The following is a 25,231-nucleotide window of genomic DNA, read 5'->3' as shown; positions in this document are numbered from 1 at the left end:
GCATGGGTGCCCAGCTCAGGGTCTACAAGCGGCGGATCAAGTCCGTCACTGCGACCAAGAAGATCACCAGGGCGATGGAGATGATCGCCGCCTCGCGCATCGTCAAGGCGCAGCGCAGGGTGGCGGCCTCCGAGCCGTACGCGACGGAGCTGACCCGCGCGGTCACCGCCGTGGCGCAGGGGTCTGACACCCAGCACCCGCTCACCACCGAGGTGGAGCGCCCGACGCGGGCCGCCGTGCTGCTCGTCACGAGCGACCGCGGCCTCGCGGGCGGCTACAACTCGAACGCCATCAAGGCGGCCGAGCAGCTCAGCAACCGGCTGATCGGCGAGGGCAAGCAGGTCGTCAACTACATCGTGGGCTCCAAGGGCGTGTCCTACTACCGCTTCCGCGAGCGCGCGGTCAAGCAGTCGTGGACGGGCTTCACGGACGAGCCGACGTACGCGGACGCCAAGGCCGTCGCCGGGCCGCTGATCGAGGCGATCCAGGCGGACACCGGTGCCGCGGACGGCGTGGACGAGCTGCACATCGTCTACACCGAGTTCATCTCGATGATGACGCAGACGCCGGTGGACAACCGGATGCTGCCGCTCAGCTTCAGCAAGAGCGCGGAGGAGTCGGCCGAGGTCATCAAGGGCGCCATCAAGAACGGCCCCGAGATCATGCCGCTGTACGACTTCGAGCCCTCGGCCGAGGACGTGCTGGACGCCCTGCTGCCGCGGTACGTCGAGTCCCGGATCTACAACGCCCTGCTCCAGGCGGCTGCCTCCAAGCACGCCGCCACGCGCCGGGCGATGAAGTCCGCGACGGACAACGCCGAAGAACTCATCAAGTCGCTCACGCGGCTTGCCAACGCGGCCCGCCAGGCCGACATCACCCAGGAAATCAGCGAGATCGTCGGTGGCGCGAGCGCGCTGGCTGACGCTAACGCGGGGAGTGACCGCTAATCATGACCACCACAGTTGAGACGACCTCTGCTGCTGGCGTGGCCACTGGCCGCGTCGCGCGGGTCATCGGCCCGGTCGTCGACGTGGAGTTCCCCGTCGACGCGATGCCGGAGATCTACAACGCGCTGCACGTCGAGGTCGCCGACCCGGCCGAGGACGGCAAGAAGAAGACCCTGACGCTGGAGGTCGCGCAGCACCTCGGCGAGGGCCTGGTCCGCGCCATCTCCATGGAGCCCACCGACGGCCTGGTCCGTCAGGCCCCCGTGGTCGACACCGGCGAGGGCATCACCGTCCCGGTCGGCGACGTCACCAAGGGCCGGGTGTTCAACACCCTCGGCAAGATCCTGAACGAGCCCGAGGCCGAGTCCGAGATCACCGAGCGCTGGCCCATCCACCGCAAGGCCCCGGCCTTCGACCAGCTCGAGTCCAAGACCGAGATGTTCGAGACCGGCCTGAAGGTCGTCGACCTGCTGACCCCGTACGTCAAGGGCGGCAAGATCGGTCTGTTCGGCGGCGCGGGCGTCGGCAAGACCGTCCTCATCCAGGAAATGATCATGCGTGTGGCCAAGCTGCACGAGGGCGTTTCCGTGTTCGCCGGCGTCGGCGAGCGTACGCGTGAGGGCAACGACCTCATCGCGGAGATGGACGAGTCGGGCGTGCTCCCGCAGACCGCGCTGGTCTACGGCCAGATGGACGAGCCGCCGGGCACCCGTCTCCGGGTCGCGCTGGCCGGTCTGACCATGGCCGAGTACTTCCGTGACGTGCAGCAGCAGGACGTGCTGTTCTTCATCGACAACATCTTCCGCTTCACGCAGGCCGGTTCCGAGGTCTCCACGCTGCTGGGCCGCATGCCCTCCGCGGTGGGCTACCAGCCGAACCTGGCGGACGAGATGGGTGTGCTCCAGGAGCGCATCACCTCGACCCGCGGTCACTCGATCACCTCGATGCAGGCGATCTACGTGCCCGCGGACGACCTCACCGACCCCGCCCCGGCGACGACCTTCGCGCACCTCGACGCGACGACGGTCCTCTCCCGGCCGATCTCGGAGAAGGGCATCTACCCGGCGGTGGACCCGCTGGACTCGACGTCCCGCATCCTGGACCCGCGCTTCGTGTCCAAGGAGCACTACGACTGCGCCGAGCGCGTCAAGGGGATCCTGCAGAAGTACAAGGACCTCCAGGACATCATCTCGATCCTCGGTATCGACGAGCTGTCCGAGGAGGACAAGCTCACGGTGTCGCGCGCCCGCCGTATCGAGCGCTTCCTGTCGCAGAACACCCACGCGGCGAAGCAGTTCACCGGCATGGACGGCTCCGACGTTCCGCTGGACGAGTCGATCGCCGCGTTCAACGCGATCGCCGACGGTGAGTTCGACCACTTCCCGGAGCAGGCGTTCTTCATGTGCGGTGGCCTGGAGGACCTGAAGGCCAAGGCCAAGGAGCTGGGCGTCTCCTGACGCCGTTCAGCGGTGGGCGCGTGCTTCGGGGCACGCGCCCGCTCCGCACCCCGTATCCTTTTCCCATCCCAGTCTGAGGAGCCACAGTGGCTGAGCTGCACGTCGAGTTGGTCGCCGCCGACCGCAAGGTCTGGTCGGGCGAGGCCAGCCTGGTCGTCGCGCGCACCTCGTCGGGTGATATCGGTGTCATGCCCGGCCACCAGCCGCTGCTCGGTGTGCTGGAGTCCGGCCCGGTCACCATCCGTACGACCGGCGAGAGCGGTGGCGGCACCGTCGTCGCCGCCGTGCACGGCGGCTTCATCTCCTTCGCGGACAACCAGCTCTCGCTGCTCGCGGAGGTGGCGGAGCTGACGGACGAGATCGATGTCGAGCGCGCCGAGCGTGCGCTGGAGGTGGCCAAGTCCAAGGCGGACGCCGAGGCGGAGAAGCGGGCCGACGTCCGGCTGCGAGCGGTGACGGCCGTGCGCTGACGTCTTCGGCGCATGACGCCATGACCACACTCAGCCGCGGGTGGTCCCGGAATTCCTCCGGGACCGTCCGCGGCTGAAGCCATACAGATGCGAGTGCGATGAGTGAGCGAGGAGGTCGGTGAAGATGGTCCTCGCTCTGCTGCTGTGCGGCGCGGTCGTCCTGCTGGGGGTGGCGGGGCTGTTCGCCTTCGGGGTGCGGCGTCGGCTCATCCAGCGGTCCGGCGGAACGTTCGACTGCAACCTGCGCTGGGCCGTGCCCGCCGCCGAGGCGGCCGAGCCCACCGGCAAAGGATGGGCGTACGGCATCGCGCGCTACAACGGTGACCGTATCGAATGGTTCCGCGTCTTCTCGTACGCTCTCAGGCCCCGCCGCCAACTGGTGCGCGGGGCCATCGAGGTCCTGGAGCGCCGTGCCCCCCGGGGCGAGGAGGAGCAGGCGCTGCTGTCCGACGCGGTCGTGCTCGCCTGCGCGGTGGGCAGCGGGGACGAGCGGACACGGGTCGAGCTGGCGCTGAGCGAGGACGCGCTGACGGGCTTCCTCGCGTGGCTGGAGGCGGCGCCTCCGGGCCAGCGGGTGAACGTGGCGTAGGCGCGGACTCAGACGAGCACGGGCAGCACTCCCCGCTCGAAGTCCAGGAGCTGGCGCTTGCGGCCGAGCCCGCCGCCGTAGCCGGTGAGGGATCCGTTGGCGCCGACGACGCGGTGGCAGGGGACGATGATGCTGACGGGGTTCTTGCCGTTCGCGAGGCCCACCGCGCGGGACGCGTTCGGCTTGCCGAGGCGCTCGGCGAGCTGCCCGTAGGAGACGGTCTCGCCGTACGGGATCTCGCACAGCGCCTGCCATACGGTGCGCTGGAACGGGGTGCCGTCGAGGGCGAGCGGGACGGTGAATTCGCGCCGCTCCCCGGCGAAGTACTCGCGGAGCTGCGCGACCGCTTCGGCGAAGGGCTCCGGGTCCGGGTGGCCGAAGGTCTCCTGGGGCGGGCGGTGGCGCTGATTCTCCATGTAGACGCCGGTCAGGGCGCCGTTCTCGTCGGCGACCAGGGTGAGGGGGCCGGTGGGGCTGTCGATCGTGGTGTGCGTGCGCATGGTTCAAGACTGGCGCTCCGCGAGCCGGGTCGCTGGCGGAAATGCGACATCAACCGGAGAGCCGGGGAGCGGGGGAGCCGGAGAGCCGGGGACGGGGAGGGCTACTTCAGACCGTTGTTGATCGCGGTCATCAGCTCACCGTTCGCGGTGTCGCCGCTGAACTCCCAGAAGAAGCTGCCGCCGAGGCCCTGCTGCTTGGCGTAGTTCATCTTGCCGCCGATCGTGGCGGGGGTGTCGTAGCTCCACCACTGGTTGCCGCAGTGGGCGTAGGCCGTGCCCCCGACCGTTCCGTTGGACGGGCAGCGGTCCTTGAGGTCCTTGTAGTCCTCGATGCCCTGCTCGTACTTGCCGGGTGCCGGGCCCGTGGCCGTGCCGCCGGGTTCCTTCTGGGTGACGCCGGTCCAGCCGCGGCCGTAGAAGCCGATGCCGAGCAGCAGCTTCTTCGCGGGGACGCCCTTGGCCTTGAGTTTCTTGATCGCGGAGTCGGAGTTGAAGTCCTGCTTCGGGATGCCGGGGTACGAGGTCAGCGGGGAGTGCGGGGCCGTCGGGCCCTTCGCGTCCCAGGCGCCGAAGAAGTCGTACGTCATCACGTTGTACCAGTCGGTGTACTGGGCGGCGCCGCCGTAGTCCGCCTTGTCGATCTTGCCGTCGGGCGAGGCGTCGGCGGTGATCGCGGCGGTGACCAGGTTGTTGGAGCCGAACCGGTCGCGGAACGCCTTCATCATGTCCTTCATGACGGCCGGGCCGCTGGTGTCGCAGGTCAGGCCGCAGGCGTTGGGGTACTCCCAGTCGAGGTCGATGCCGTCGAAGACGTCCGCCCAGCGCGGGTCCTCGACCAGCTTGTAGCAGGAGTCGGCGAACGCGGCCGGGTTCTTCATGGCCTCGCCGAAGCCGCCGGACCAGGTCCAGCCGCCGAAGGAGTACAGAATCTTGATGTGCGGGTACTTCTGCTTGAGCTTGCGGAGCTGGTTGAAGTTGCCGCGCAGGGGCTGGTCCCAGGTGTCGGCCTTGCCGTCGACGGACTGGTCGGCGGTGTAGGCCTTGTCGTAGTCGGCGTAGGCGTCGCCGATGGTGCACTTGCCGCCCTGGACGTTGCCGAAGGCGTAGTTGATGTGGGTGATCTTCTCCGCCGAGCCGGACGTCACCAGGTTCTTGACGTGGTAATTGCGCTGGTAGACACCCCAGTTGGTGAAGTAGCCCAGCTTCACCTTGTCGCCCGGCGGTTCGGGGTCGCCGCCGCCGGTCGTACGGACCTGGCGCACGCCGCTCGTCGGGCCGACCTGGTCGGCGGTGTCGCGGGCGCGGACCGTGTACGCGTAGTCGGTGCCCTTGGTCAGGCCGGTGTCGGTGTACGTGAGGCCCTCGACGGTGGCGACCTTGGCGCCGTCGCGCAGGACGTCGTAGTTCTTGACGCCCTTGTCGTCGGTGGCCGCGCTCCAGGAGAGCTTCACGCTCGTGTCGGTGATGTCGCTCGCGGCCGGGGTGCCGGGGGCCGAGGGCAGTGCGTCACCGGGCTGGGTGCCGTCGCAGGAGGCGCCGTTGAGCTTGCAGTTCGTCGCGGCGCCGCCGCCGGTGCCGTTGAAGCCGAAGGAGACGGAGGCACCGGGGGCCAGGGTGCCGTTCCAGCCCTTGTCCTTGGCGGTCCAGGTGGTGCCGGAGTTGGTGACCGTCGCGTCCCAGGACGAGGTCACCTTGGTGTCGGAGGGGAAGGTCCACTCGACGGTCCAGCCGTTGATGGGGGCGGAGCCGGTGTTCTTGAGCGTCCACTTGCCCTCGAAGCCGGATCCCCAGTCGGAGACCTTGGTGTACGTGGCCGTCGCGGTGGCCGCGGCCTTGGCGCCGTCCGCGCCGTCGGCCTCGCGCTTGTCGGGGGAGGCCGCCATGCCGACGCCGGTGAGGAGGCCGAACGAGAGCGCGAGCGCCAGAGCGGAGGCCAGGGATTTGCGTCGGGCGTGTCTCAACTTCCGTAGTCGGCTGACGAGTGGTGCGGTTGCAGATCTCACGGGGGTGCTCCTCGATCCAGGGGAAGATCCCGCAGGGGATCCTGAAGAAACGGGAAGGACCTGCGCCGCCTTGCGAGCACGTGTGGGGCCACGCTCACCGCAGTGAGCGGGAGATTAAGTGGTCTGTACCACTCGGTCAATAGGTCTGGACCAAATGGGGGCCGGGTGGGTCCGTCAGGGAGCCGCGATGCCCAGCTCCTGCGCGAGGATCGCCGCCTGCGTGCGGCTGCGCAGCTCCAGCTTGGTCAGCAGCCTGCTGACGTGCGTCTTCACGGTCGCCTCCGCCATCGACAGCCGCGCCGCGATCTCGGCGTTCGACAGCCCCTCGCCGACGCAGCCGAGGACCTCGCGCTCGCGCCGGGTGAGGTCCCGCAGCCCAGCAGGCGCGTCGGCCGACCGTACGGGCGACGTGTGCGCCCCCGCGAACTCGGCGATCAGCCGCCGGGTCACCGCCGGGGCGATCATGCCCTCGCCGCGCGCGACCGTACGGACCGCCTCGACCACCGTCGCCGCCTCGCTGTCCTTGAGCAGGAAGCCCGAGGCGCCCGCGCGCAGCGCCCCGAACACGTACTCGTCCAGGTCGAAGGTGGTGAGCACCAGCACGTCCGCGAGGCCCTCGGCGGTGATCGTCCGGGTCGCCGTCACCCCGTCCACGCGCGGCATCTGGATGTCCATCAGCACGACGTCGGGCCGCAGTTCCCGCGCGAGGCGGACCGCCTCCTCGCCGTCGCCCGCCTCGCCGACGACCTCGATGCGCGGGGACGCGCCCCGCAGGATCAGCACCAGCCCCGCGCGTACGGACCGCTGGTCCTCGGCGACGACGACGCGGATGCCGTCCGTGACGCCCGGCCCGTCCGCTCCCTCCGCTGACCCGTTCACCTGTCGCGCTCCCTCTCCTCGTCCCGCTCCCGTACGGGCAGCACGGCCCGCACCTCCCAGATCTTCGCCCCGTCCGCCGCCGTCGCGGGGCCCGTCGTCAGCGTGCCCCGCAGCAGCTCCACGCGCTCGCGCATGCCGATCAGCCCCGCACCCGACCCGGGCGCGCGGGGGCCGTCGTCGTGCCCGGCGAGGGGGCTGGTGACGTGGATGGCGAGCGCCCTGCCCTCGTCCGTAAGGGCGAGCCCGAGGGTGACGGGGCCGGGCGACGCGTGCTTGAGCGCGTTGGTGACCGCCTCCTGCACCACGCGGTACGCCGCGAGTTCGACCGGCGCGGGCACCTGCGTCCCCTCCCGCTCGTCGCTCAGCGTGAACTCCAGCCCGTCGGACGCCGCGCGCGCCCGGTCGAGCAGGGCCTCGACGCCGTCCAGGGAGGGCGTCGCCGGGGACTCCTCGGCGGCCTCCGCGTCCCGCAACAGGCCGATGAGGCGGCGCATTTCGGCCAGGCCCTGGACGCTGTTCTCCCGGATCACGCCGAGCGCGTCGCGCGTCGTCGTCCCCGCGTCCTGGAGGGAGAGCGCGGCGGTGGAGTGGATGGCGATGGCGGACAGGTGGTTGGCGACGACGTCGTGCAGCTCGCGGGCCATCCGCGAGCGCTCCGCGTTGATCGCCTGCGTACGGTCCATCTCGGCCAGCAGCGCGGTCTGTTCGGCCCGCAGCCGCTCGGCCGCCGCCTGGTCCTTGTGGTTGCGCAGGATGGCGCCCGTCCAGGCCGGGGCCACCGTGACGCCGCCCGCGATGGCGCCGAGGAGCAGCGCCTTCGGGTCGCGGAAGGTGGCGACGGCCGTCACGGTCGCCGCGACGGTGAAGATCACCGAGCCGGGGAGGACGATCCGGCCCAGCCGCGCCGAGCCGTAGAGCACCGCCGCGTACACCACGTCCGTGAAGAGCAGCAGCGTCGCCAGCAGCGAGCCCATCACCTGGTCCGCGACCATCGCCGGGATCGCCAGCAGCAGTGCCCACGGCTGCGCGGTCCGCCGCCCCAGCACCGCGAGGCACAGCGCGGCGAGCGGCAGCAGCGTCAGCCAGCGGTGCTCCGGGGCCAGCTTCGGCGAGTTGTAGAGGTCGAAGGACCACAGGAAGAGCCCGCCGGCCAGCCCGGCGCACGCGACGAGCCAGTCGTCACGGTGCGGGCGGCCGAAGCGGCGTACGGGCATGGCTCCATCTCAGCACGGGTCATGGGCCGGGGCGCTCAGGGGCGCCCGGCGGCCCCCGGATTCCGCACGGCCGACCAGGCGGCGCCCAGCAGCGTCACGGCGCCGATCACGGCGAGCACGAGCCCGGCCTTGGTCAGCGTGACGACGGGGGTCTCGATCCCGTCCGCGAACAGCCACAGCGGCAGCCCCACGGCCAGCAGGACCGTCCCCTCCACGGTCCTCTTCACTGCCTCCGACACCACGCTCACGCTCCCTTCCGCCGAGTTCCCCACCGAGGCTATGCGGGGCGCGGAGGCGGATCTTCGGCCTGCGGGAGGAAGCCGGGGGAGCGGGCACTGCATCTTTCGATGCAGCACGGGGCGCCGGGGAATCGTCACGGCCGACGACGTGCGGCCAGGGGGGCGCGGGTGAAGCTGAGGGGGTCGGAGCGCACGTACCGGAATCACGTACCGCGGCGCACGTACCGGAAAGGGGCATCCCCGTGATCGTCACGCTGATCATCATCTGCGAGGTGGGCTTCTGGGTGCTCCTCGCCGCGGGGCTCGCGCTGCGCTACGTCGCACGGATGCCGCGCACCGGCGCGGCCGTGCTGCTCTGCGAGCCGCTGCTGGAGGTCCTGCTCCTCGTCGTCACCGCGATCGACCTCAAGAACGGCGCCGAGCCCGACTTCAAGCACGGCCTCGCCGCCGTCTACATCGGCTTCAGCGTCACCTACGGCCACTACATGGTGAAGTGGGCCGACGGCCACTTCGTGCACCGCTTCCTCAAGGGCCCCCGCCCGCCCAGGCCGCCGCGCTACGGGATGGCGCGTGCCGTGCACGAGTGGAAGCTGTGCGCCCGCTCGGTCGGCGCCGCCGCCATCGCCGCGGGGCTCCTCCAGTGCGCGGCCTGGTACGTCGGCGACGGCGCCCAGAGCGAGTCCCTGCGGGGCTGGCAGGTCCGGATGGGCGCGGTCGTCGTCATCAGCCTGGTCATCGCGCTGAGCTACACGCTGTGGCCGAAGAAGGACCCCTCTCCCGGGCTCTCCTCCTCACCCGAGCAGCGCGGCCACGGCCAGCAGTACGGGCACGGAGAGGAAGGTCGAGAGCAGGACCGCCTCGCGGGCCAGCCGGACGCCCGTTCCATAGCGCGAGGCGTACGTGAACAGGTTCTGGGCCGCGGGAAGCGCTGAGGTCACCACGACCGTCAGCAGCGCCGTGCCCGACAGCCCGAACGCCCCGGCCCCGAGCGCCCACGCCACCGCGGGCTGCCCCACGGTCTTCAGGCCGACGGAGAGCAGCACCGGGACGCGCTCGGGGCCGCGTGCCGGGGCGGCGCTGCCGCGCAGCGAGATGCCGAACGCGAGCAGCACGGCCGGCACCGACATCCCGCCGACCAGCTCGAAGGGCTCCAGCACGGGCCCCGGCGGCTCCAGCCCGCTCGCCGAGACGGCGACGCCGGAGAGCGCGCCGATCACCACCGGGTTGCGGAACGGCGTGGTGAGCAGACGCAGTACGCGGCGTCCCCCGGACTCCTCCTCCTTCGGCCCCGACGCCGACAGGTCGAGGACGGTCAGCGCGCACGGCCCGATCACGAGCTGCTGGAGCAGCAGGACGGGCGCGACGAGCGAGGCGTCCCCGAGCACGTAGGCGGCGATGGGGATGCCGAGGTTCCCGGCGTTGACGTAGCTCGCGCACAGGGCGCCGACCGTGGACTGCCCGACGGGCCAGCGGCGTACGGCCGCCACGGCGACGAAGGCCCCGGCGGCCGACAGGGTGCTGAGCGCGGTGATCAGCAGCGGGCCCGAGCCGATGGCACGCAGGTCGGTGGTGGCGAGGGTCTCGAAGAGCAGGGCCGGGGTGGCGACGTGGAACGCGAGATTGGTGAGCACCTGGCGGCCGTTGGCGCCGAGCAGCTCGTAGCGGCCGAGAAGGTAGCCGGTCGCGATGACCGTCGCGATGACCGCGAAGCCGGTGATCACTCCGCCCACGGTCGCTCCAGCGGGCGCGCTGAGGGGGATATGCCGGGGTGCAGGGCGTGCTCCTAAATCGCTGGGGGAGGGCCGGAACGGCCGCGTACGCTGACGATTCTCCGCTCGCGTGCGACGCGCGGAAGAGGCGGGCCGGGGCCGGGAGAAGGGGCGAGGATGGACGAGCTGGAGCTGCTGAAGCGCTCGGGCGGGCCGGTGACCCGCGGCCGGATCGCGGCGGACCTGCGGGAACTGGGCCTGGGCGAGGGAGACCTCGTCATGTTCCACACCCGGATGTCCGCGCTCGGGTACGTCGCGGGCGGAGCGCCCACCGTCATCTCCGCGCTCCAGGACGTCGTGGGCCCGCGCGGCACGCTGATGGCCTACGCGGGCTGGAACGACGCCCCGCCCTACGAGTGGACGACCTGGCCCGAGGAGTGGCAGGCGGCCGTCCGGGCCGAACACCCGGCGTTCGACCCGGCGGTGAGCGAGGCCGACCACGAGAACGGGCGGCTGCCCGAGGCCCTGCGCCGCTGGCCCGGTGCGGTGCGCAGCAAGCACCCGGACGTCAGCTTCGTCGCGGTCGGCGCGGACGCGGAGGAGCTGACGGCCGAGCACCCCTGGGACCATCCGCACGGCCCCGGCACCCCGCTCGCGCGGCTGGCCGAAAAGGGCGGGCGCGTGCTGCTGCTGGGCGCGCCCCTGGACAGCATGACGCTCCTGCACCACGCGGAGGCGCTGGCCGAGGCGCCGGGCAAGCGCTGGGTCGAGTACGAGCAGCCGGTGCGGGACGAGGCCGGGCGGCGGGTCTGGCGCCGCTTCCGCGACATCGACTCCGAGGACGGCGCGTTCGACTACGAGGCGCTGGACGCGGTGCCGGACGGCGAGTGGCCGTTCGCCGTCATCGCGCGCGACGCGCTCGCGGCGGGCCTCGGCGCGCGCGGGCGGGTGGGCGCGGCGGAGAGCCACCTTTTCGACGCGGCCGGGACCGTCCGCTTCGGTGTCGACTGGATCGAGCGGGTGTTCAGGGCCTGAGGGTTCACTCCGCGAAGAGGCAGAACGGGTGCCCCGCCGGGTCGAGGAGGACCCGTACGTCCTCCTGGGGCTGCTGCCCGGCGAGGACGGCGCCGACGCTCACCGCGTACGCCGTCGCCGCCGCGAGGTCCGCCACGCGCAGCTCCAGGTGCGCCATCTTGTGCGGCCCCCCGTCCCGTTCGGGCCAGACCGGCGGGCGGTACCAGCGCTCGGCCTGGAAGGCGAGCCCCGTGCCCCCGCCCGGCGGGCGCATCAGCACCCACTCGGGCTCGGCGGCCTCGACGTGCCAGTCGGGGAACAGCCGCTGGTAGAACGCGGCCAGCTCCCGCGCGTCCCGGCAGTCGAGGGTGACCGTGGCCAGAGTGAGGGAGGGATGTCCGTGGCTCATTCCCGCTCCTCTCCGCCGAGGCCGTCCCCTTCGACGAACGCGGCGATGCGCCGCGCCGTGCTCTCGGCGTCCGTATGGACGTGGCCCCGCATCCCCAGCTCCCGCGCGGCCTCCACGTTGGCCGGAGTGTCGTCGACGAAGAGCGCCGCGCGGGGCGCCTCCGGGCCGCCGACCCGGCGCAGGGCGAGCGCGTAGACGCGGGGGTCGGGCTTGGCGCAGCCCGCCTCGCAGGAGAGCACGACGTCCTCGACGGCGTCCAGGGCGCCCGAGGCCTCGACGAGCCGGCGGGCGTGCGGCCAGGCGTTGCTGAGCAGCCCGGTGCGCGCGGCGCCGCGCTCGCGCAGCCCGCGCAGGCAGGCGAGGAGCGTCGCGTCGTACGGGTACGGGGTCGTCATCTCGCGCTCGATCTCGGCGGCCGTCGCGGCGGAGACGCCGAGCCGTCCGCGGACCACCTCCCACCACTCGGGCTCGGTGACGCGGCCGACGCCGACCTGCTCGTCGCTGCCCTCGAAGAGGGCGGTCAGGAACTCCCGTTCGGACAGGCCCAGCTCGGCGCTCCACCGCGCGGTGAGCCCCGGCACGGTGTTCGGGACGAGCACCCCGCCGATGTCGAGGAGCACGACGGGCGTGGCGCCCCGCGCGGGGCCGCTCACCGCTCGCCTCCCGGCACCCACAGCACGTCGCCCACCGAGAGGTTCGCGGTGCGGGCGAGGATGAACAGCAGGTCCGAGAGGCGGTTGAGGTAGGTCGCGGTGAGGGGGTTCATGGTCTCGCCGTGCTCCTCCATGGCGGCCCAGGTCGAGCGCTCCGCGCGGCGTACGACCGTGCAGGCCTGGTGCAGCAGGGCGGCGCCCGGCGTCCCCGCGGGGAGGATGAAGCTGCGCAGCTTCTCCAGTCCGGCGAGGAAGCGGTCGCAGTCGGCCTCCAGCTTGTCGATGTACGCCTGCTCGACGCGCAGCGGCGGGAACTCGGGGTTCTCGACCACCGGCGTGGACAGGTCGGCGCCCACGTCGAACAGGTCGTTCTGCACGCGCGTGAGGACCGGCTTCAGCTCCTCGTCCAGGCCGCCGAGGGCGAGGGCGACCCCGATCGCGGCGTTCGCCTCGTTCGCGTCGGCGTACGCCGCGATGCGGGAGTCGGTCTTGGCGGTACGGCTCATGTCGCCGAGCGCGGTGGTGCCCTTGTCGCCGGTACGGGTGTAGATCCGCGTGAGGTTAACCATGGGCCGAGCGTAGCCCTGCGGGCCGAGCGCCACTCTTGGGCGTGCCCGGTGAAACCCCGTGCCCTCTTCTCCGGGCTGGGCAGCCCCTGCCCAGCCCAGAGGAGGGGGCAGCCATCAAGTGGTGGGAACGTCTACGCTCCCGCTCGCCGAAAGAGGTGCGTGCCCAGCGCCAGGGACACCGTCGCCAGCGCGGCAGCGACCAGGGCACCGAGGGCCACGGGGCCGTCCCCGTACTCCCCGACGAACGCGGAGCGCACCGCGTCCACGAGATAGCGGAACGGGACGGCGTGCGAGAGCCCGTCGAGCCAGTCGGGGGCCAGGGACATCGGCAGCAGGATGCCGGAGAGCAGCATCGCGGGCATGTTGACGGAGTTGACGACCGGGGCGAACTCCTGCGGGCTGTTCACGCGCATCGCCAGCGCGTACGACAGCGAGGCGAGCGAGGCCGCCAGGACCGCCACGAACACGAACCCGAGGACCACGCCCAGGACCGGAGCCCGCAGCCCGAAGGCGACGCCGACGAGGACGAGCAGGACGGACTGGACGAGGAGCTGGAGGACGTCGCGCACGATCCGCCCGAGCAGCAGCGCGAGGCGGCTGACGGGCGTCACGCGCATCCGCTCCACCACCCCGTACTGCTTCTCGATGAGGATCGAGAACCCGGCGAACGCCGAGGAGAACAGCCCGAGCTGGACCAGCAGCCCCGGCACGAGCGTCTGCCAGGAGTCGCCGTCGCCGCCGAGCGGGACGCCCTCCAGCAGCGGGCCGAACAGGACGAGGAACAGCATCGGCTGGAGCAGCCCGAACAGGAGCCCGACGCGGGAGCCGAGAGTCTGGCGGACGTAGCGCCCGGCGATGACGCCGGTGTCGGCGAGAACGTGGGACACGGTCACACCGCCGCCGGGGTCTCGGCGCGCGGGGCCGGGCTGCGCCCGGTGACCGCGAGGAAGGCGTCCTGGAGGCTCGCCCCGGGCGAGCCCCCGTACGTGGACTTCAGCTCGGCGGGTGTGCCCTCGGCCACGATCCGCCCCTGGTCGACGACGACGAGGCGGTCGGCGAGCGCGTCGGCCTCGTCGAGGTAGTGCGTGGTGAGGAAGACGGTCATGCCGCGGCTGTCGCGCAGGTGCCGGATCAGCTCCCACAGCGCGGCCCTGCTGCCCGGGTCGAGTCCGGTCGTCGGCTCGTCGAGGAAGAGGACGCCGGGCCGGTGGGTGAGGCCCATGGCGATGTCGAGGCGGCGGCGCTGGCCGCCGGAAAGGGCCGCGCACTTGCGGTCGAGCAGCTCGGCGAGGCCCAGCTCCCCGGCGAGTTCCTCTGCGCGGGCCGCGGCCTCGGGCCGGGGCAGCCGGTAGAGCCGGGCCTGGGTCGTCAGCTCCTCCCGCACGGTGACGGTCGGGTCGACGCCGCCGGACTGCGCGACGTACCCGATCCGGGCGCGGACGCCGCGAGGGTCGCGGGCGAGGTCGTGGCCCGCGACGGTCGCGGAGCCGGAGGTGGGCGGCAGCAGGGTGGTGAGCATGCGGAGCGTGGTGGTCTTCCCCGCCCCGTTCGGCCCCAGGAAGCCGAGGATCTCGCCGCCGCGCACGGTGAGGTCGATGCCGCGCACGGCCTCGACTGTGCGGTTCTTCGTCTGGAAGGTCCGGGTCAGCCCGGAGGTCTGGATGACGGCTGGCATGCCACCCAGAAAAACAGAGAGACTTAAATTTTGCAATGCCTCCAAAATTTCACCGTCCCCATCGGGCGCCTACGATGAGGGCATGACCAGCACCGTCCCCAACGAGGGCCGCAGGGAGCGGAAGAAGCGGGAGACGCGGGAGCGGATCTCGGACGTCGCCACCGGGCTGTTCCTGGACCGCGGCTTCGAGGCGGTCACGATCGCCGAGATCGCCGAGGCCGCCGACGTCTCGGTCAACACGGTCTACAACTACTTCCCGGCCAAGGAGGACCTCTTCTTCGACCGCGAGGAGGAGATGATCGACCGCCCCGCGCGCACCGTCCGCAACCGCGAGCCCGGCGAGTCCGCCGCCGACGCGATCCTGGGCGGCATGCGCCGCGACATCCGCGACCGCAGCCTCTACGCGGGGCTGACCGAGGGGTACGACACGTTCATGCGCGTCGTCCGGGAGTCGCCCGTGCTGCTCGCGCGGCTGATGGTGATGCAGCAGCGCACCGCCGACCGGCTGCGCGAGACGCTCCGGGAGGAGACCGGCGCCGCGCCGGACGACCCGACCCCGGAGCTGGTCGCCGGCCAGCTCGTCAACATCAGCAACGTCGTCTTCCGTTCGGCCGTCCGGGGCATCGCCGAGGGAAAGCCGAAGGACGAGGTCGCCCGCGAGTCGCTCGCCAAGCTCGACGTCTTCGAGACCCTGACGACCGACGCGTTCCTCAACTACGCGACACGCGGGGGGCGCTGAGCGAATGTGATGTCCGCCATGTGAGACGTGATACGTGTCTCTTCACGGCCCATGGCCCCGTGAGAAACGCTAGTGTCCGCCCAACGGACAAGCAGAATCAACGGTGGAGGGTGAAAACCGTGGCGAAGAAGCTCGCCGTCATCGGAGCCGGACTCATGGGCTCCGGAATCGCGCAGGTCTCGGCCCGGGCGGGCTGGGACGTCGTGCTCCGTGACGTGACGGACGAGGCCCTGACCCGCGGCACCGACGGCATCAAGGCGTCCTTCGACAAGTTCGTCTCCAAGGGCAAGCTGGACGCCGCGGAGGCGGAGGCCGCCCTCGGCCGCATCACCACCACCACCGACCTGGACGGCGCCGCCGACGCGGACGTCGTCGTCGAGGCCGTCTTCGAGAAGATCGAGGTCAAGCGGGAGATCTTCGCGACCCTCGACAAGCTCGTGCGCGACGAGACCGTGCTCGCCTCCAACACCTCCGCGATCCCGATCACCAAGATCGCGGCGGCCACGGAGCGCCCGGAGCGCGTCGTCGGCACGCACTTCTTCTCGCCCGTGCCGATGATGGCCCTCTGCGAGCTGGTGCGCGGCCACAAGACGAGCGACGAAACGCTCGCCAAGGCTCGCGAGTTCGCCGAGTCCACCGGCAAGACCTGCGTCGTCGTCAACCGTGACGTCGCCGGCTTCGTCACGACGCGGCTGATCGCCGCCCTCGTCGTCGAGGCCGCCAAGCTCTACGAGTCGGGTGTCGCCTCCGCCGAGGACATCGACACGGCCTGCAAGCTCGGCTTCGGCCACGCCATGGGCCCGCTCGCCACCGCCGACCTCACGGGCGTCGACATCCTGCTGCACGCCTCGGAGAACATCTACGAGGAGTCGAAGGACGGCAAGTTCGCCCCGCCGGAACTCATGCGGCGGATGGTGGACGCGGGCGACCTGGGGCGCAAGAGCGGCCAGGGCTTCTACGCGCACTGAGCGCGTCCGCCGGGCCCGCCCTCCCACGGGAGGGTGAACTCGGTATCGGTTCGAGCACGGACGGCAACTTCGCTGCCCCTTCGGCAGTCAGTTGTGGTGAAACACGTATAGGTAAGGGCACAGCTCAAGGTCACGCACGCGGACACTTCTCGGGGAGCAACATATGCATATCAGGGGCGACCACGCCGAGCTGGTCGTCGGGGGTCGTCTCGACGTCCGCAGCGCCGCGGACGCCCGTACGGTCCTGCACAGCGCCGTCGACTCCGGCGACGGCGACCTCGTGCTGGACCTCGCGGAGCTCGACTCGTGGGACGCCACAGGGCTCGGCGTGATCATGGGAGCGCACCGGCGCGCGGGTCGCTGCGGCCGGAGGCTCGTCCTGAGAGAGGTCCCTCCGCAGATGCGGCGCCTGCTGGTGGCCACACGACTGCACAGGATTCTCGCGATCGAGGGAGGAGCGGCCGGAGCCGCCTCCTCCGGGGAATCCGGCGTCCAAATCCTCACAAAGCCATGACGTCCCGGCCCGGGCGACGCCGCCGCGGCTTCGGGATACTGGGCCGTGCGCCGCGCCGACGTGACCGCCCCGGCAGTCACGCAGTACCGAGGCCGGGCGCGGCACCGTAACTGGGGGGCGAGAGACGATGGATCAGCACGAGGGCGGAAAGGCGTACGAGCAGGGGAGCGGCGGGCTCGCGCGCACGGCGCAACTGGTCGCGGCCGAATATCTGCTGACGGTCAATCCGGTGGACGGTAGCGAGATAGAACCCTGCCCGCCGGTCGAACGGCCGGGCAGACCCGAGAAGCTCGACCCGGACGAACGGCCCGCACCCCACCTCCCGCCCCGGCTCCCCGGTGTCAGCGCGGCCGAGCAGATACCGCTGCTGGAGCGCGAGGAGGAGCGCGAGCGGCTGAGCCGCCTGCTGGCCCGCGGCCGCTCCGTACGCCTCACCGGGCCCTCGGGGGCCGGGCGCAGCGCCCTGCTCGACGCGGTCGCCGAGGACGTCGCCGGCCTCGCGCCCGACGGCGTCGTCCGCCTCAGCGGCTACCACCGCACCCCGAGCGACCTGCTCCACGACCTCTTCGCCGCCGTCCACCACGCCCCGCTGCACCGCCCCGGGCGCGCAGAGCTGCGCGAGGCGCTCGGCGAGGTCGGCGCCGTCGTCGTCGTGGACGACCTGGAGTTCGGCGGCGCCGCGCTCGACGAACTCCTCCAGGCCACCCCCGAGTGCGCCTTCGTCCTCTCGGCCACCCCGGACATCGCCGCGCCGTCCCCCGACGCGTACGTCGAGGAGGTCTTCCTCGGCGGGATCAGCCGCACCGCCTGCCTCGAACTGCTGGAGCACGCCGTCAGCAGGCCCCTCACCGACGAGGAGGCCGACTGGGCGGCGGACCTGTGGTTCGAGTCCGAGGGGCTGGCCCTGCGCTTCGTCCAGGCGGGCGCGCTGCTGCGCGGCCGGGACGGCGGAGCGGCGGCGCCCGTGGACGCCGCGCTGCCCCCGCTCGTCGCCGCCGGGCTCTCCGAGACCGCCCGCCAGGCCCTCCGCTTCGCCCTCGCGCTCGACGGCGAACTCCCGCACCACAGCCACCTGCCCGCGCTCACCGGCGACCCGCACGCCGACGAGGCCGTCGCCGAGCTGGCCGACGCCGGGCTGATCACCCTCGCGGGCGCCCACTACCGGCTCGCCGCCGGGGTCGCCGAGCGGCTCGCCGAGAGCGACGCGGCGGCCGACGCGGGCGGCATCGGCGGCACGGGCGGCGACGGGGGTACGGGCGGCGACGCCGGTCCCTCCGACAGCGCCGCCGACGGCACCGCCGCCTGCGCGCTCGCCGCCGCCCAGCACTACGCCTGGTGGGCCGGGCACCCCTCGGTCTCGCCCGAGCGCGCCGCCGCCGAGGCCGACGCGATCCTCGCCGCCGTGCGCGGCGCGCAGCGCGCCGGGCACGCCAGCACCGCCGTGCTCCTCGCCCGTACGGCCGCGCCCGTCCTCGCGGCCGGGCTGCGCTGGTCCGCGTGGGAGCGGGTGCTGCGGGCCGGGCAGGAGGCGGCGCGGCTCTCCGGGGAGGTCGCCGAAGAGGCGTACTTCCACCATGAGTTGGGCGTCCTCGCGCTCAGCACCGGTCAGCCCGAGCGGGCCCGCGCCGAGCTGGAGGCCTCGCTCGGACTGCGCGGCACGCTCGCCGAGCAGCGCGGCGTCTTCGCCGGGCGCCGGGCCCTCGCGCTGGTCTCCGACCGGCTGGCCGAGAGCGGGACGGTCGCGCTGACCCCGGCGTCCTCGGGGCTCTCGCAGGCGCAGACCGGTGCCGTACGGCCGCCGGAGGCCGCGGAGGAGTCGGCGCCGCCGCCCGCGTCCGCGACGCCGCAGACGGTGATCTCGCCGCCCACGACGACGGCGACCCCGGCCGCGGCGTCGGCATCCGGGGCGGTGTCGGGGGCGTCCCGCCGGAGGCTCGCCTTCCACGGCAGCAAGCGGAACGTCCTCGCGGCGAGCGCGGGCGCGCTCCTCGCCGCCGTCCTCGGCACCATCGTCACGCTCGGCACCACCTCGGGCGGCGGCGAGGAGCCGGACACGGTCAAGCCCGAGCAGTCCGCGTCCCAGGGCGAGGGCGAGGACGGGCTGAACGCCGACAAGCCCGCCGCCGGGACCGGCGGTTCCACGACCCGTTCGCAGCAGCCCGCCGCCGGGACGACTCCGCCGCCGAGCCCGGAGCGCCCGTCCGCGACGAAGGAGACCTCCGAGTCGCCGGACGAGCCCACCAGCCCCTCGCCGAGCGAGACCTCGCCCAGCGAGCCGACGGACCCGCCGACGAAGCCCACGGACCCGCCGACCAAGCCGACGGATCCCCCGACCAAGCCCACGGACCCGCCGACGAAGCCGACCGATCCACCGACCAAGCCCACCGACGACCCCTCGCCGAGCGACTCGGACGAGGACCCGCCGTCCGAGGGCAGCCCGTCCGGCTCGGACTCGGGGGCCGGCTCGGCCGCGGTCTGAGGACGCGTCAGCTACACAGGCCCGACTCCCAGGCCCACGCCGCGATCTCGACGCGGTTGCGCGCGTCGAGCTTGCGCTGGACGTTGCCCAGGTGCGTCTTGACGGTGGACAGCGTGACGTACAGCTCCGCCGCGACCTCCTCGTTCGTCCGCCCGCGCGCCACGAGCCGTACGACCTCCAGCTCCCGCTCCGTCAGCGGCTCGGCGGGGGAGCGGCTCGGCGGGGGGACGGGCGCGGGCGCGGCGGGCTCCGGCGGGGTCATGTGGCGCAGCAGCCGCACCGTGATCGACGGGGAGATCATCGAGTCGCCGTGCGCCGCCGCGCGCACGGCCTCGGCGAGCAGCGCGGGGGAGCCGTCCTTCAGCAGGAAGCCGCACGCCCCGTCGCGCAGCGCCCGGTAGACGTACTCGTCGAGGTCGAAGGTGGTGGCGATCAGCACGTTCAGCGGGTCGCGGGCCTCCGGGCCCGCGAGCTGCCGGGTCGCCTCCAGCCCGTCCATCTCCGGCATACGGATGTCGAGGAGGCAGACGTCGGGGCGCAGCCGGCGCGCCTCGGCGACCGCCGTCGCGCCGTCGGCGGCCTCCGCGACGACCTGGATGTCGGGCTGTGCCTCCAGGATCATCCGGAAGGCCGCCCTGACCATCTCCTGGTCGTCGGCGAGGAGCACGCGGATCGTCTTGGCGTTCACCGTTCCCATGATCCCAGAGGCAGTTCGGCCCCGACCCGCCATCCCTCCGTCCCGTCCTCGCGCGGGCCCGCCGTGAAGGTCCCGCCGAGCGCCTCGACGCGCTCGGCCAGCCCCGTCAGCCCGAATCCGGAGCGCCCGGACGACGCCGCCTTGCCCGCGGGCAGGGGCGCGCGCCCGTCGTCCGTGACGGCCACGGTCAAGGTGCCCTCGGGTGACGGCCGTACGACCACGGTCACCCGGCGCACCCCCTCGCCGTGCTTGCGGATGTTGGTCAGCGACTCGCGCACCAGCCGGTGCGCGGCCGTGGTCAGCGCGGGCGGCAGCCCGTTCCCCGGCTCCGTCAGCTCGGGCGCGACGCGCAGCTCGGCGGCGGCCGTGCCCGCCGCCGCGAACTCCTCGGTGAGGCCGCGCAGCATGCTCTCCAGGTCCCCCGAGGGTCTCGTGGTGGCCGGGCCCTCGCCGGGCGCCCGGAGCACCGAGACCATGCCGCGCATCGACTCGATGGCCTGCGAGCCCGCCCGTTCGATGCCCGCCATCATCCGGTCGAGGTCGTCGGGCGCCGGTGCGTGGCCCTTCGCGGTGGCGTACCGCACGGCCTTGGTCTGCGCGACGATCGCCGTGACGTGGTGCGCCACGAAGTCGTGCAGCTCGCGGGCGTATTCCAGCCGCTGCGCCTGCCGGTCCGCCTCGCGCTCGCGGGAGCGGAAGGTGTCCAGCAGCCGCAGATAGAGGCCGAGGACGCACGCCAGCACCAGCGCGAAGAAGATCACGGGCTCGGCGATCTGGGCCACGTTCCCGTACTCGGCGCGCGGCAGCCGCAGCGGCAGCAGCCCGGCGGCGAGGCCGCTCCCGGCCGCCAGCACCGCCGCGGTCACCGGACGCGCCCGCCGTACGGCACGGGTCACGACGAACAGCAGCGCGCCCAGCTCGACCGCGCCCGGCGTGACCTCGGGACGGTGCGTGAGCCGCGTGGTCACGGCGGACAGCACGCCGGACGCCGCCACGGCGACGGCGGCGGCCCGCGCGAAGCGGTCGGCGGGGACGAAGAGCGCCCCCACGCACAGCGCGCCTGTGACGACGGTCGCGACGGCGGTCGGCACGTATCCCGTGGCCGATCCCTCGGCGACGAGCAGGGCGAGCACCGGGAGAGCCGCCACGGCGAGCAGCGCCCGGCGGAGCGGGGAGCGGAGCGGGGAGGGGAGCGGTCGGGCGGGGAACATGCTGCCTCACGTTACGGCCGGGACGCCGGGTCCACCTCGAACTTTCGGACGACACGGGCCCGCCGCCCCGCCGTCCGGTCGGCTGGACGGCCGATCCGCGGCGGGGCCGCCGCGCCGCACGATCGAGTACGTCCACCGCCCGCCCCGCGTCCCGTCGAGGCCCCCCATGCCCGCTGCCCCACGCCCGCTGCGCGCCGTGGCGCGTCCCCTGCGCTCCCTGCGCGCGCACGCGTCCCGCTTCGCGCTGCCCGCCCTCGCCGTCCTGCTCGGCGTCGCGTTCGTCACCGGCTCGCTGCTGTACGGCGAGTCCGCGCGGACCGCCGTCGAGCGGGCCCGCGGCACCGTGCCGCCCGACACGGCCGTCACGATCACCCCCGCCGCCGACGCCGAGGGCCCCGGCGGCGGCGACGGGAAGCCGCGCCTCGACGCCCGCCTCCCGGAGCGGCTGCGCGCGCTCCCGGGTGCCACCGCGGTGCGCGCCACGGCGGAGGGCAGCACGTTCGTGGCCGGACGCGATGGCACGCTCGTCGGCTCCCGTACGGACAGCGTGGGCGTCAACTACGCGCCGGGGAAGGGGGGTTCCGACCCGCGCTACCCGCTCGCCGAGGGGCGCGGGCCGCACGGCGCCGGGGAGGTCGCCCTCGACCGGCGCACCGCCGAGCGCGCGGGCCACCGGGTCGGCGACCGGATCCGCGTCGTCGTCGACGGGGACGCGCGCGACGTCCGGCTCGTCGGCGTCCTCACCGCGCCCGACGACGCCCGCGTCGCCTCCGGCGGCGCGCTGACCGCCTTCGACGAGGCCACGGCCCGCCGCCAGTTCGGCCTCACCGCGATCTCCCTCGCCGCCGCGCCCGGCACCGGGCAGGCGGGCGAGGAACGGCTCGCCGCGCACGCGGAGAAGGCGCTGCCGCGCGACGCCGAGGCCGTCACGCGCACCGAGGCACGGGCCACGGCCGCGGCGGAGGCCGGCGCCGAGGGCGACAAGACGACCGGGCTGCTGCTGAGCTTCGCCGCCGTCGTGCTGCTCGTCGCGGGCTTCCTCGTCGCCAACACCTTCGCCATGCTCACCGCGGCGCGCGCCCGCGAGCACGCCCTGCTCCGCGTCGTCGGCGCCACCCGCGCGCACGTCCTGCGGCTCGTCCTCGGCGAGGCGCTGCTCGTGGGCACCGCCGCCTCCGCGCTGGGCTACCCGCTCGGCGCCGCGCTCGCGTACGCGATGAAGGCGCGGTTCCCCGTCAACGAGGGCGCCGTGGACGCGCCGCTGCCCCTCGTCTCGCTCCCCGCCGGAATCGCCGCGCTCGCCGTCGGCATCGGCGTCACCGCGCTCGCGGCGTACGTCCCGGCACGCAGGGCCGCCTCCGTCTCGCCCATGGCCGCGCTCAGGACGGACGTCCCGGCGACGCCCGCCGCGCTGCGCCGCCGCAACCTCGTGGGCTGCGCCGTCACCGGGTTCGGGGCGCTGCTCCTGTGGTACCTCAGCGACACCCCCGACATCGACATGGTCACCGTCGCCGGAGCGGTCCTGATGGCCGGCCTGATGATCCTCACCCCGTGGCTCGCCGTCGGGCTCGGCGCCGTCCTGCGCGGCCCGCTGCGCCGCCTCGCGGGCGTACGCGGCACGCTCGCCGTCGAGAACGCCCGCCGCAGCCCCCGCCGTACGGCCGCGACCGCCTCGGCGCTCATGATCGGCCTCGCGCTCGTCACGGCCGCGGGCATCGGCGCGTCCTCGCTGCGCGGCATGGCCGAGCGCGACGCGGCCCGCGAGATGGTGTCCGACCTGCGCGTCACGTCCGTCGACTTCGCCGAGGTCGGCGACGGTACGGCCCGCCGCGTCGCCCGCGTCCCCGGCGCCGAGGCCGTCACGCCGACGATCCCCACGGGCGTCCCGCTCGGCGGGGACCGCGAGCTGGGCGCGACCGCCGTCGACCCGCGTACGGCCGAACGCGCCGCCGGGCTCACGGTCGTCGACGGCACGCTGGCCCGGCTCGGGCGGCACGGGGTCGCGGTCAGCCGCGAGGAGGCCGACGCCCGTGACTGGCAGGTCGGTTCACGGCTCGGCGAGCGCCGCGTAGTCGCGGTCTACGAGGGCCCCGAACGGCTCGGACCCGCCCTCCTCCCGCTCTCCGCCGCGCGCCCCGGCGAACGCGCCGACGAGATCGTCGTCCGCACAGCCCCGGGCCAGGCGGAGGCCGCCCGCGACCGGATCCGCGCCGCACTCGACAACCCCGCGCTGCTCGTCCAGAACCACGACGACGCCGCCCGCGAGGCGGCCCGCCCCTACGAGACGCTGCTGAACCTCGTCTCGGCGCTGCTCAGCGTCGCCGTCCTGATCGGCACGCTCGGCGTGGTCGGCACGATGGCCATGGCCGTGCACGAACGGACGCGCGAGATCGGTGTCCTGCGGGCCGTCGGCATGGACCGCCGGGGCATCGCGTCGGTGATCCGGCTGGAGTCCCTGCTGATCTGCGCCCTCGGCGCGCTCCTGGGCCTCGCGGCGGGCGGCGCCACCGCGCTGGCGGCGGTGGCGACCCAGCCGGGCGCGACGCTCGTCGTCCCCTGGCCCCACCTGGGCGCTGCGCTGGCGGTGACGGTGGCCCTCGGAGTGCTCGCCTCCCTCCTCCCCGCCCGCCGTGCGGCGAACCTCCCGGTCCTGAACGCGGTAACCACGGAGACGACCTGACCCTGCGCCCCGCCAGGGGCGGGCCCCTGAGCCCCCAGCCAAGCCCAGCAGAGCGTGGGGCTTGCCCACTAGGGGCGCGGGCCTGTGTCCGATGTGCGGCTCCGCCGCGTGGGCGCACAGCCTGTCGGCCTAAGGGGCGCGGGGAACTGCGCGACCATCCACGGCGCAGCCGCAGCCCGCGAAGCGCAGCGCGGGGCACCCGGGCGCGGATCTCTTCTCCGGATCGGGGTCAGAAGAGGCGGAGCTTGTCGTCTTCGATGCCTCGCAGCGCGTCATAGTCGAGCGTGACGCAGCGAATGCCCCGGTCCGTGGCGAGGACACGAGCCTGCGGCTTGATCTCCTGCGCCGCGAACACGCCCTCGACGGGCGCGAGATGAGGGTCCCGGTTGAGCAGTTCGAGGTAGCGGGTGAGCTGTTCGACCCCGTCGATCTCGCCGCGCCGCTTGATCTCGACGGCGATCGTCGTACCGTCGGCGTCCCGCCCGAGGATGTCCACGGGTCCGATCGCCGTGGGGAACTCGCGCCGGATCAGCGTCCAGCCCTCGCCCAGCGTCTCCATCCGGTCCGCGAGCAGCTCCTGGAGGTGCGCCTCCACGCCGTCCTTGATCAGGCCCGGGTCCACGCCCAGCTCGTGCGAGGAGTCGTGCAGGACCTCCTCCATCGTGATGATGAGCTTCTCGCCCGCCTTGTTCTCCACCGTCCAGCGGGCGCCGTCGCCCTCGTCCTGCTCCTTGAGCGTGCAGGGCGGGGACATCCAGTTGAGGGGCTTGTACGCGCGGTCGTCCGCGTGGACGGAGACGGAGCCGTCGGCCTTGACGAGGATGAGCCGCGGGGCCGAGGGGAGATGTGCGGTGAGCCTGCCGGCGTAGTCGACCGAGCAGCGGGCGATGACGAGACGCATGGTCGGTCACGCTACTGGACTCGTCGGCCCCGGCGCGATTCGCCCCCGGGGCACCCTCCGGTGCGCCCTAGGCGAGTATTTCGATTCTCATGCTGAGCCCCGCCTTCGCCCCTTACCGTTAAAGCGGGGGCGTCGCCGTCCGAGGTTGCGCGATTACGCGGTGGTGTCCCCAGGGCCCTCCCCACGGTCCTCCGGCTTGGGGAACCTCCCGGGTCGCGGGGCCCGCAGAGAGGGCGATACCCCCTAGAGACCCCGGCCTCCGGGCCGGGTCTGCGAGAGGAGAACCCATGTCGCTCGACGTCCCACCTGCGCTTCTGGAGCAAGCTGAGCGTGGCGAGGTGGATGAGGCGGCGTTCGTCGACTGCGTCCGCACCTCCCTCCCGTACGCATGGGAGATGATCAGCTCGCTCGTCGCGCAATTGAAGGTGGACGGCGGGGAGTTCGCCGACAATCAGACACCGCCCCCGGACGAGCAGGCCCGTGGCCAGCTCCTGCGGGCGTTGGCGAGTGACGCCATTCGCGGTGCCCTCCAGCGCCACTTCGGGGTGCGGCTCGCGTTCCAGAACTGCCATCGGGTGGCGGTCTTCCCGCTCGACCCCTCGGTGGACCAGCGTCTGGCGCGCTTCACCTCTGTCCGTGGTCAGTTGCTGAACCAGTCGCCCGAGCTGCGGGACTGTTAGGGCATACGCATCGGTAGTGACCCGTAGGTGCCGTT

Annotated in this window: 25 protein-coding genes; 11 read left to right on the top strand and 14 right to left on the bottom strand. The window is 73.0% G+C overall.

Annotation, left to right across the window (positions count from 1 at the left end; genetic code table 11):
* The first annotated feature begins 2 nt into the window (after positions 1 to 2).
* From ABD343_RS11240 to ABD343_RS11225, 4 genes are all read left to right on the top strand, one after another.
* Entirely contained in the window at positions 3 to 947 is a 945-nt protein-coding gene (locus tag ABD343_RS11240; RefSeq protein WP_344526784.1) for a F0F1 ATP synthase subunit gamma, read from the top strand.
* Positions 948 to 949: 2 nt separating this feature from the next.
* Positions 950 to 2,404 (top strand): F0F1 ATP synthase subunit beta, encoded by a 1,455-nt coding sequence (gene atpD, locus ABD343_RS11235; RefSeq protein WP_344526782.1) that lies wholly within the window; start codon positions 950 to 952, stop codon positions 2,402 to 2,404.
* Between the two features lie 86 nt (positions 2,405 to 2,490).
* A complete protein-coding gene (locus tag ABD343_RS11230) occupies positions 2,491 to 2,874 on the top strand; it encodes a F0F1 ATP synthase subunit epsilon (protein ID WP_344526780.1) in 384 nt (127 codons plus the stop codon).
* Positions 2,875 to 2,998: 124 nt separating this feature from the next.
* Entirely contained in the window at positions 2,999 to 3,463 is a 465-nt protein-coding gene (locus ABD343_RS11225; protein WP_344526778.1) for a DUF2550 domain-containing protein, read from the top strand.
* Between the two features lie 8 nt (positions 3,464 to 3,471).
* Here ABD343_RS11225 and ABD343_RS11220 read toward each other — a convergent pair whose 3' ends face one another.
* The 6 genes from ABD343_RS11220 to ABD343_RS11195 all read right to left on the bottom strand — a co-directional run bounded on the left by ABD343_RS11220 (position 3,472) and on the right by ABD343_RS11195 (position 10,028).
* On the bottom strand, positions 3,472 to 3,963 hold the full coding sequence (locus ABD343_RS11220) for a methylated-DNA--[protein]-cysteine S-methyltransferase (RefSeq protein WP_344526776.1): 492 nt from the start codon (positions 3,961 to 3,963) through the stop codon (positions 3,472 to 3,474).
* A gap of 101 nt (positions 3,964 to 4,064) precedes the next feature.
* Positions 4,065 to 5,846, bottom strand: coding sequence for a glycosyl hydrolase family 18 protein (locus ABD343_RS11215; RefSeq protein ID WP_344528500.1), 1,782 nt, complete (start codon positions 5,844 to 5,846; stop codon positions 4,065 to 4,067).
* Between the two features lie 294 nt (positions 5,847 to 6,140).
* Positions 6,141 to 6,845 carry a response regulator gene (locus tag ABD343_RS11210; protein WP_344526774.1) on the bottom strand — a complete coding sequence of 235 codons (705 nt, stop codon included), beginning with the start codon at positions 6,843 to 6,845 and terminating at the stop codon, positions 6,141 to 6,143.
* Positions 6,842 to 8,059 (bottom strand): sensor histidine kinase, encoded by a 1,218-nt coding sequence (locus ABD343_RS11205; RefSeq protein WP_344526772.1) that lies wholly within the window; start codon positions 8,057 to 8,059, stop codon positions 6,842 to 6,844. The genes ABD343_RS11210 and ABD343_RS11205 overlap by 4 nt, the downstream gene beginning before the upstream one ends.
* A 35-nt stretch (positions 8,060 to 8,094) precedes the next feature.
* A complete protein-coding gene (locus tag ABD343_RS11200) occupies positions 8,095 to 8,301 on the bottom strand; it encodes a DUF5708 family protein (protein WP_344526770.1) in 207 nt (68 codons plus the stop codon).
* A gap of 788 nt (positions 8,302 to 9,089) precedes the next feature.
* Positions 9,090 to 10,028, bottom strand: a complete 939-nt coding sequence (locus ABD343_RS11195) for an AEC family transporter (RefSeq protein ID WP_344526768.1) — start codon at positions 10,026 to 10,028, stop codon at positions 9,090 to 9,092.
* 156 nt (positions 10,029 to 10,184) lie between these two features.
* Here ABD343_RS11195 and aac(3) point away from each other — a divergent pair, with 156 nt between their 5' ends.
* Entirely contained in the window at positions 10,185 to 11,042 is an 858-nt protein-coding gene (gene aac(3), locus ABD343_RS11190) for an aminoglycoside 3-N-acetyltransferase (protein WP_344526766.1), read from the top strand.
* A gap of 4 nt (positions 11,043 to 11,046) precedes the next feature.
* On the opposite strand, the gene ABD343_RS11185 is transcribed toward aac(3), so the two are convergent.
* From ABD343_RS11185 to ABD343_RS11165, 5 genes are all read right to left on the bottom strand, one after another.
* On the bottom strand, positions 11,047 to 11,430 hold the full coding sequence (locus tag ABD343_RS11185) for a VOC family protein (protein ID WP_344526764.1): 384 nt from the start codon (positions 11,428 to 11,430) through the stop codon (positions 11,047 to 11,049).
* A complete protein-coding gene (locus ABD343_RS11180) occupies positions 11,427 to 12,083 on the bottom strand; it encodes an HAD family hydrolase (protein WP_344526762.1) in 657 nt (218 codons plus the stop codon). The genes ABD343_RS11185 and ABD343_RS11180 overlap by 4 nt, the downstream gene beginning before the upstream one ends.
* Positions 12,080 to 12,652, bottom strand: coding sequence for a cob(I)yrinic acid a,c-diamide adenosyltransferase (locus tag ABD343_RS11175; protein ID WP_344526760.1), 573 nt, complete (start codon positions 12,650 to 12,652; stop codon positions 12,080 to 12,082). The genes ABD343_RS11180 and ABD343_RS11175 overlap by 4 nt, the downstream gene beginning before the upstream one ends.
* A gap of 131 nt (positions 12,653 to 12,783) precedes the next feature.
* Entirely contained in the window at positions 12,784 to 13,539 is a 756-nt protein-coding gene (locus tag ABD343_RS11170) for an ABC transporter permease (RefSeq protein ID WP_344526758.1), read from the bottom strand.
* Between the two features lie 2 nt (positions 13,540 to 13,541).
* Positions 13,542 to 14,327 (bottom strand): ABC transporter ATP-binding protein, encoded by a 786-nt coding sequence (locus ABD343_RS11165; protein ID WP_344526756.1) that lies wholly within the window; start codon positions 14,325 to 14,327, stop codon positions 13,542 to 13,544.
* Between the two features lie 82 nt (positions 14,328 to 14,409).
* Between ABD343_RS11165 and ABD343_RS11160 the strand changes: the two genes are divergently transcribed.
* The 4 genes from ABD343_RS11160 to ABD343_RS11145 all read left to right on the top strand — a co-directional run bounded on the left by ABD343_RS11160 (position 14,410) and on the right by ABD343_RS11145 (position 19,027).
* A complete protein-coding gene (locus ABD343_RS11160) occupies positions 14,410 to 15,066 on the top strand; it encodes a TetR/AcrR family transcriptional regulator (protein ID WP_344526754.1) in 657 nt (218 codons plus the stop codon).
* 119 nt (positions 15,067 to 15,185) lie between these two features.
* Entirely contained in the window at positions 15,186 to 16,034 is an 849-nt protein-coding gene (locus tag ABD343_RS11155) for a 3-hydroxyacyl-CoA dehydrogenase family protein (RefSeq protein WP_344526752.1), read from the top strand.
* A gap of 163 nt (positions 16,035 to 16,197) precedes the next feature.
* The gene (locus tag ABD343_RS11150; protein ID WP_344526750.1) at positions 16,198 to 16,548 is read left to right on the top strand and encodes an STAS domain-containing protein; all 351 of its coding nucleotides are present in this window, start codon (positions 16,198 to 16,200) and stop codon (positions 16,546 to 16,548) included.
* Between the two features lie 127 nt (positions 16,549 to 16,675).
* Entirely contained in the window at positions 16,676 to 19,027 is a 2,352-nt protein-coding gene (locus ABD343_RS11145) for an ATP-binding protein (protein WP_344526748.1), read from the top strand.
* 7 nt (positions 19,028 to 19,034) lie between these two features.
* On the opposite strand, the gene ABD343_RS11140 is transcribed toward ABD343_RS11145, so the two are convergent.
* Positions 19,035 to 19,724 carry a response regulator gene (locus ABD343_RS11140; protein WP_344526746.1) on the bottom strand — a complete coding sequence of 230 codons (690 nt, stop codon included), beginning with the start codon at positions 19,722 to 19,724 and terminating at the stop codon, positions 19,035 to 19,037.
* Entirely contained in the window at positions 19,712 to 20,935 is a 1,224-nt protein-coding gene (locus ABD343_RS11135) for a sensor histidine kinase (RefSeq protein WP_344526744.1), read from the bottom strand. Before ABD343_RS11135 ends, ABD343_RS11140 begins: the two co-directional genes overlap by 13 nt.
* A 166-nt stretch (positions 20,936 to 21,101) precedes the next feature.
* Here ABD343_RS11135 and ABD343_RS11130 point away from each other — a divergent pair, with 166 nt between their 5' ends.
* Positions 21,102 to 23,615 carry an ABC transporter permease gene (locus tag ABD343_RS11130; protein ID WP_344526742.1) on the top strand — a complete coding sequence of 838 codons (2,514 nt, stop codon included), beginning with the start codon at positions 21,102 to 21,104 and terminating at the stop codon, positions 23,613 to 23,615.
* A gap of 229 nt (positions 23,616 to 23,844) precedes the next feature.
* On the opposite strand, the gene nucS is transcribed toward ABD343_RS11130, so the two are convergent.
* Positions 23,845 to 24,516, bottom strand: coding sequence for an endonuclease NucS (gene nucS, locus ABD343_RS11125; RefSeq protein WP_344526740.1), 672 nt, complete (start codon positions 24,514 to 24,516; stop codon positions 23,845 to 23,847).
* 287 nt (positions 24,517 to 24,803) lie between these two features.
* Here nucS and ABD343_RS11120 point away from each other — a divergent pair, with 287 nt between their 5' ends.
* Positions 24,804 to 25,196 carry an SCO5389 family protein gene (locus tag ABD343_RS11120; protein WP_344526738.1) on the top strand — a complete coding sequence of 131 codons (393 nt, stop codon included), beginning with the start codon at positions 24,804 to 24,806 and terminating at the stop codon, positions 25,194 to 25,196.
* Positions 25,197 to 25,231 lie beyond the last annotated feature (35 nt).

Origin of the sequence: Streptomyces albiaxialis, from assembly GCF_039530985.1 — a bacterium.
GTDB classification, from domain to species: domain Bacteria; phylum Actinomycetota; class Actinomycetes; order Streptomycetales; family Streptomycetaceae; genus Streptomyces; species Streptomyces albiaxialis.
This window is presented reverse-complemented; position numbering and strand designations above follow the sequence as displayed.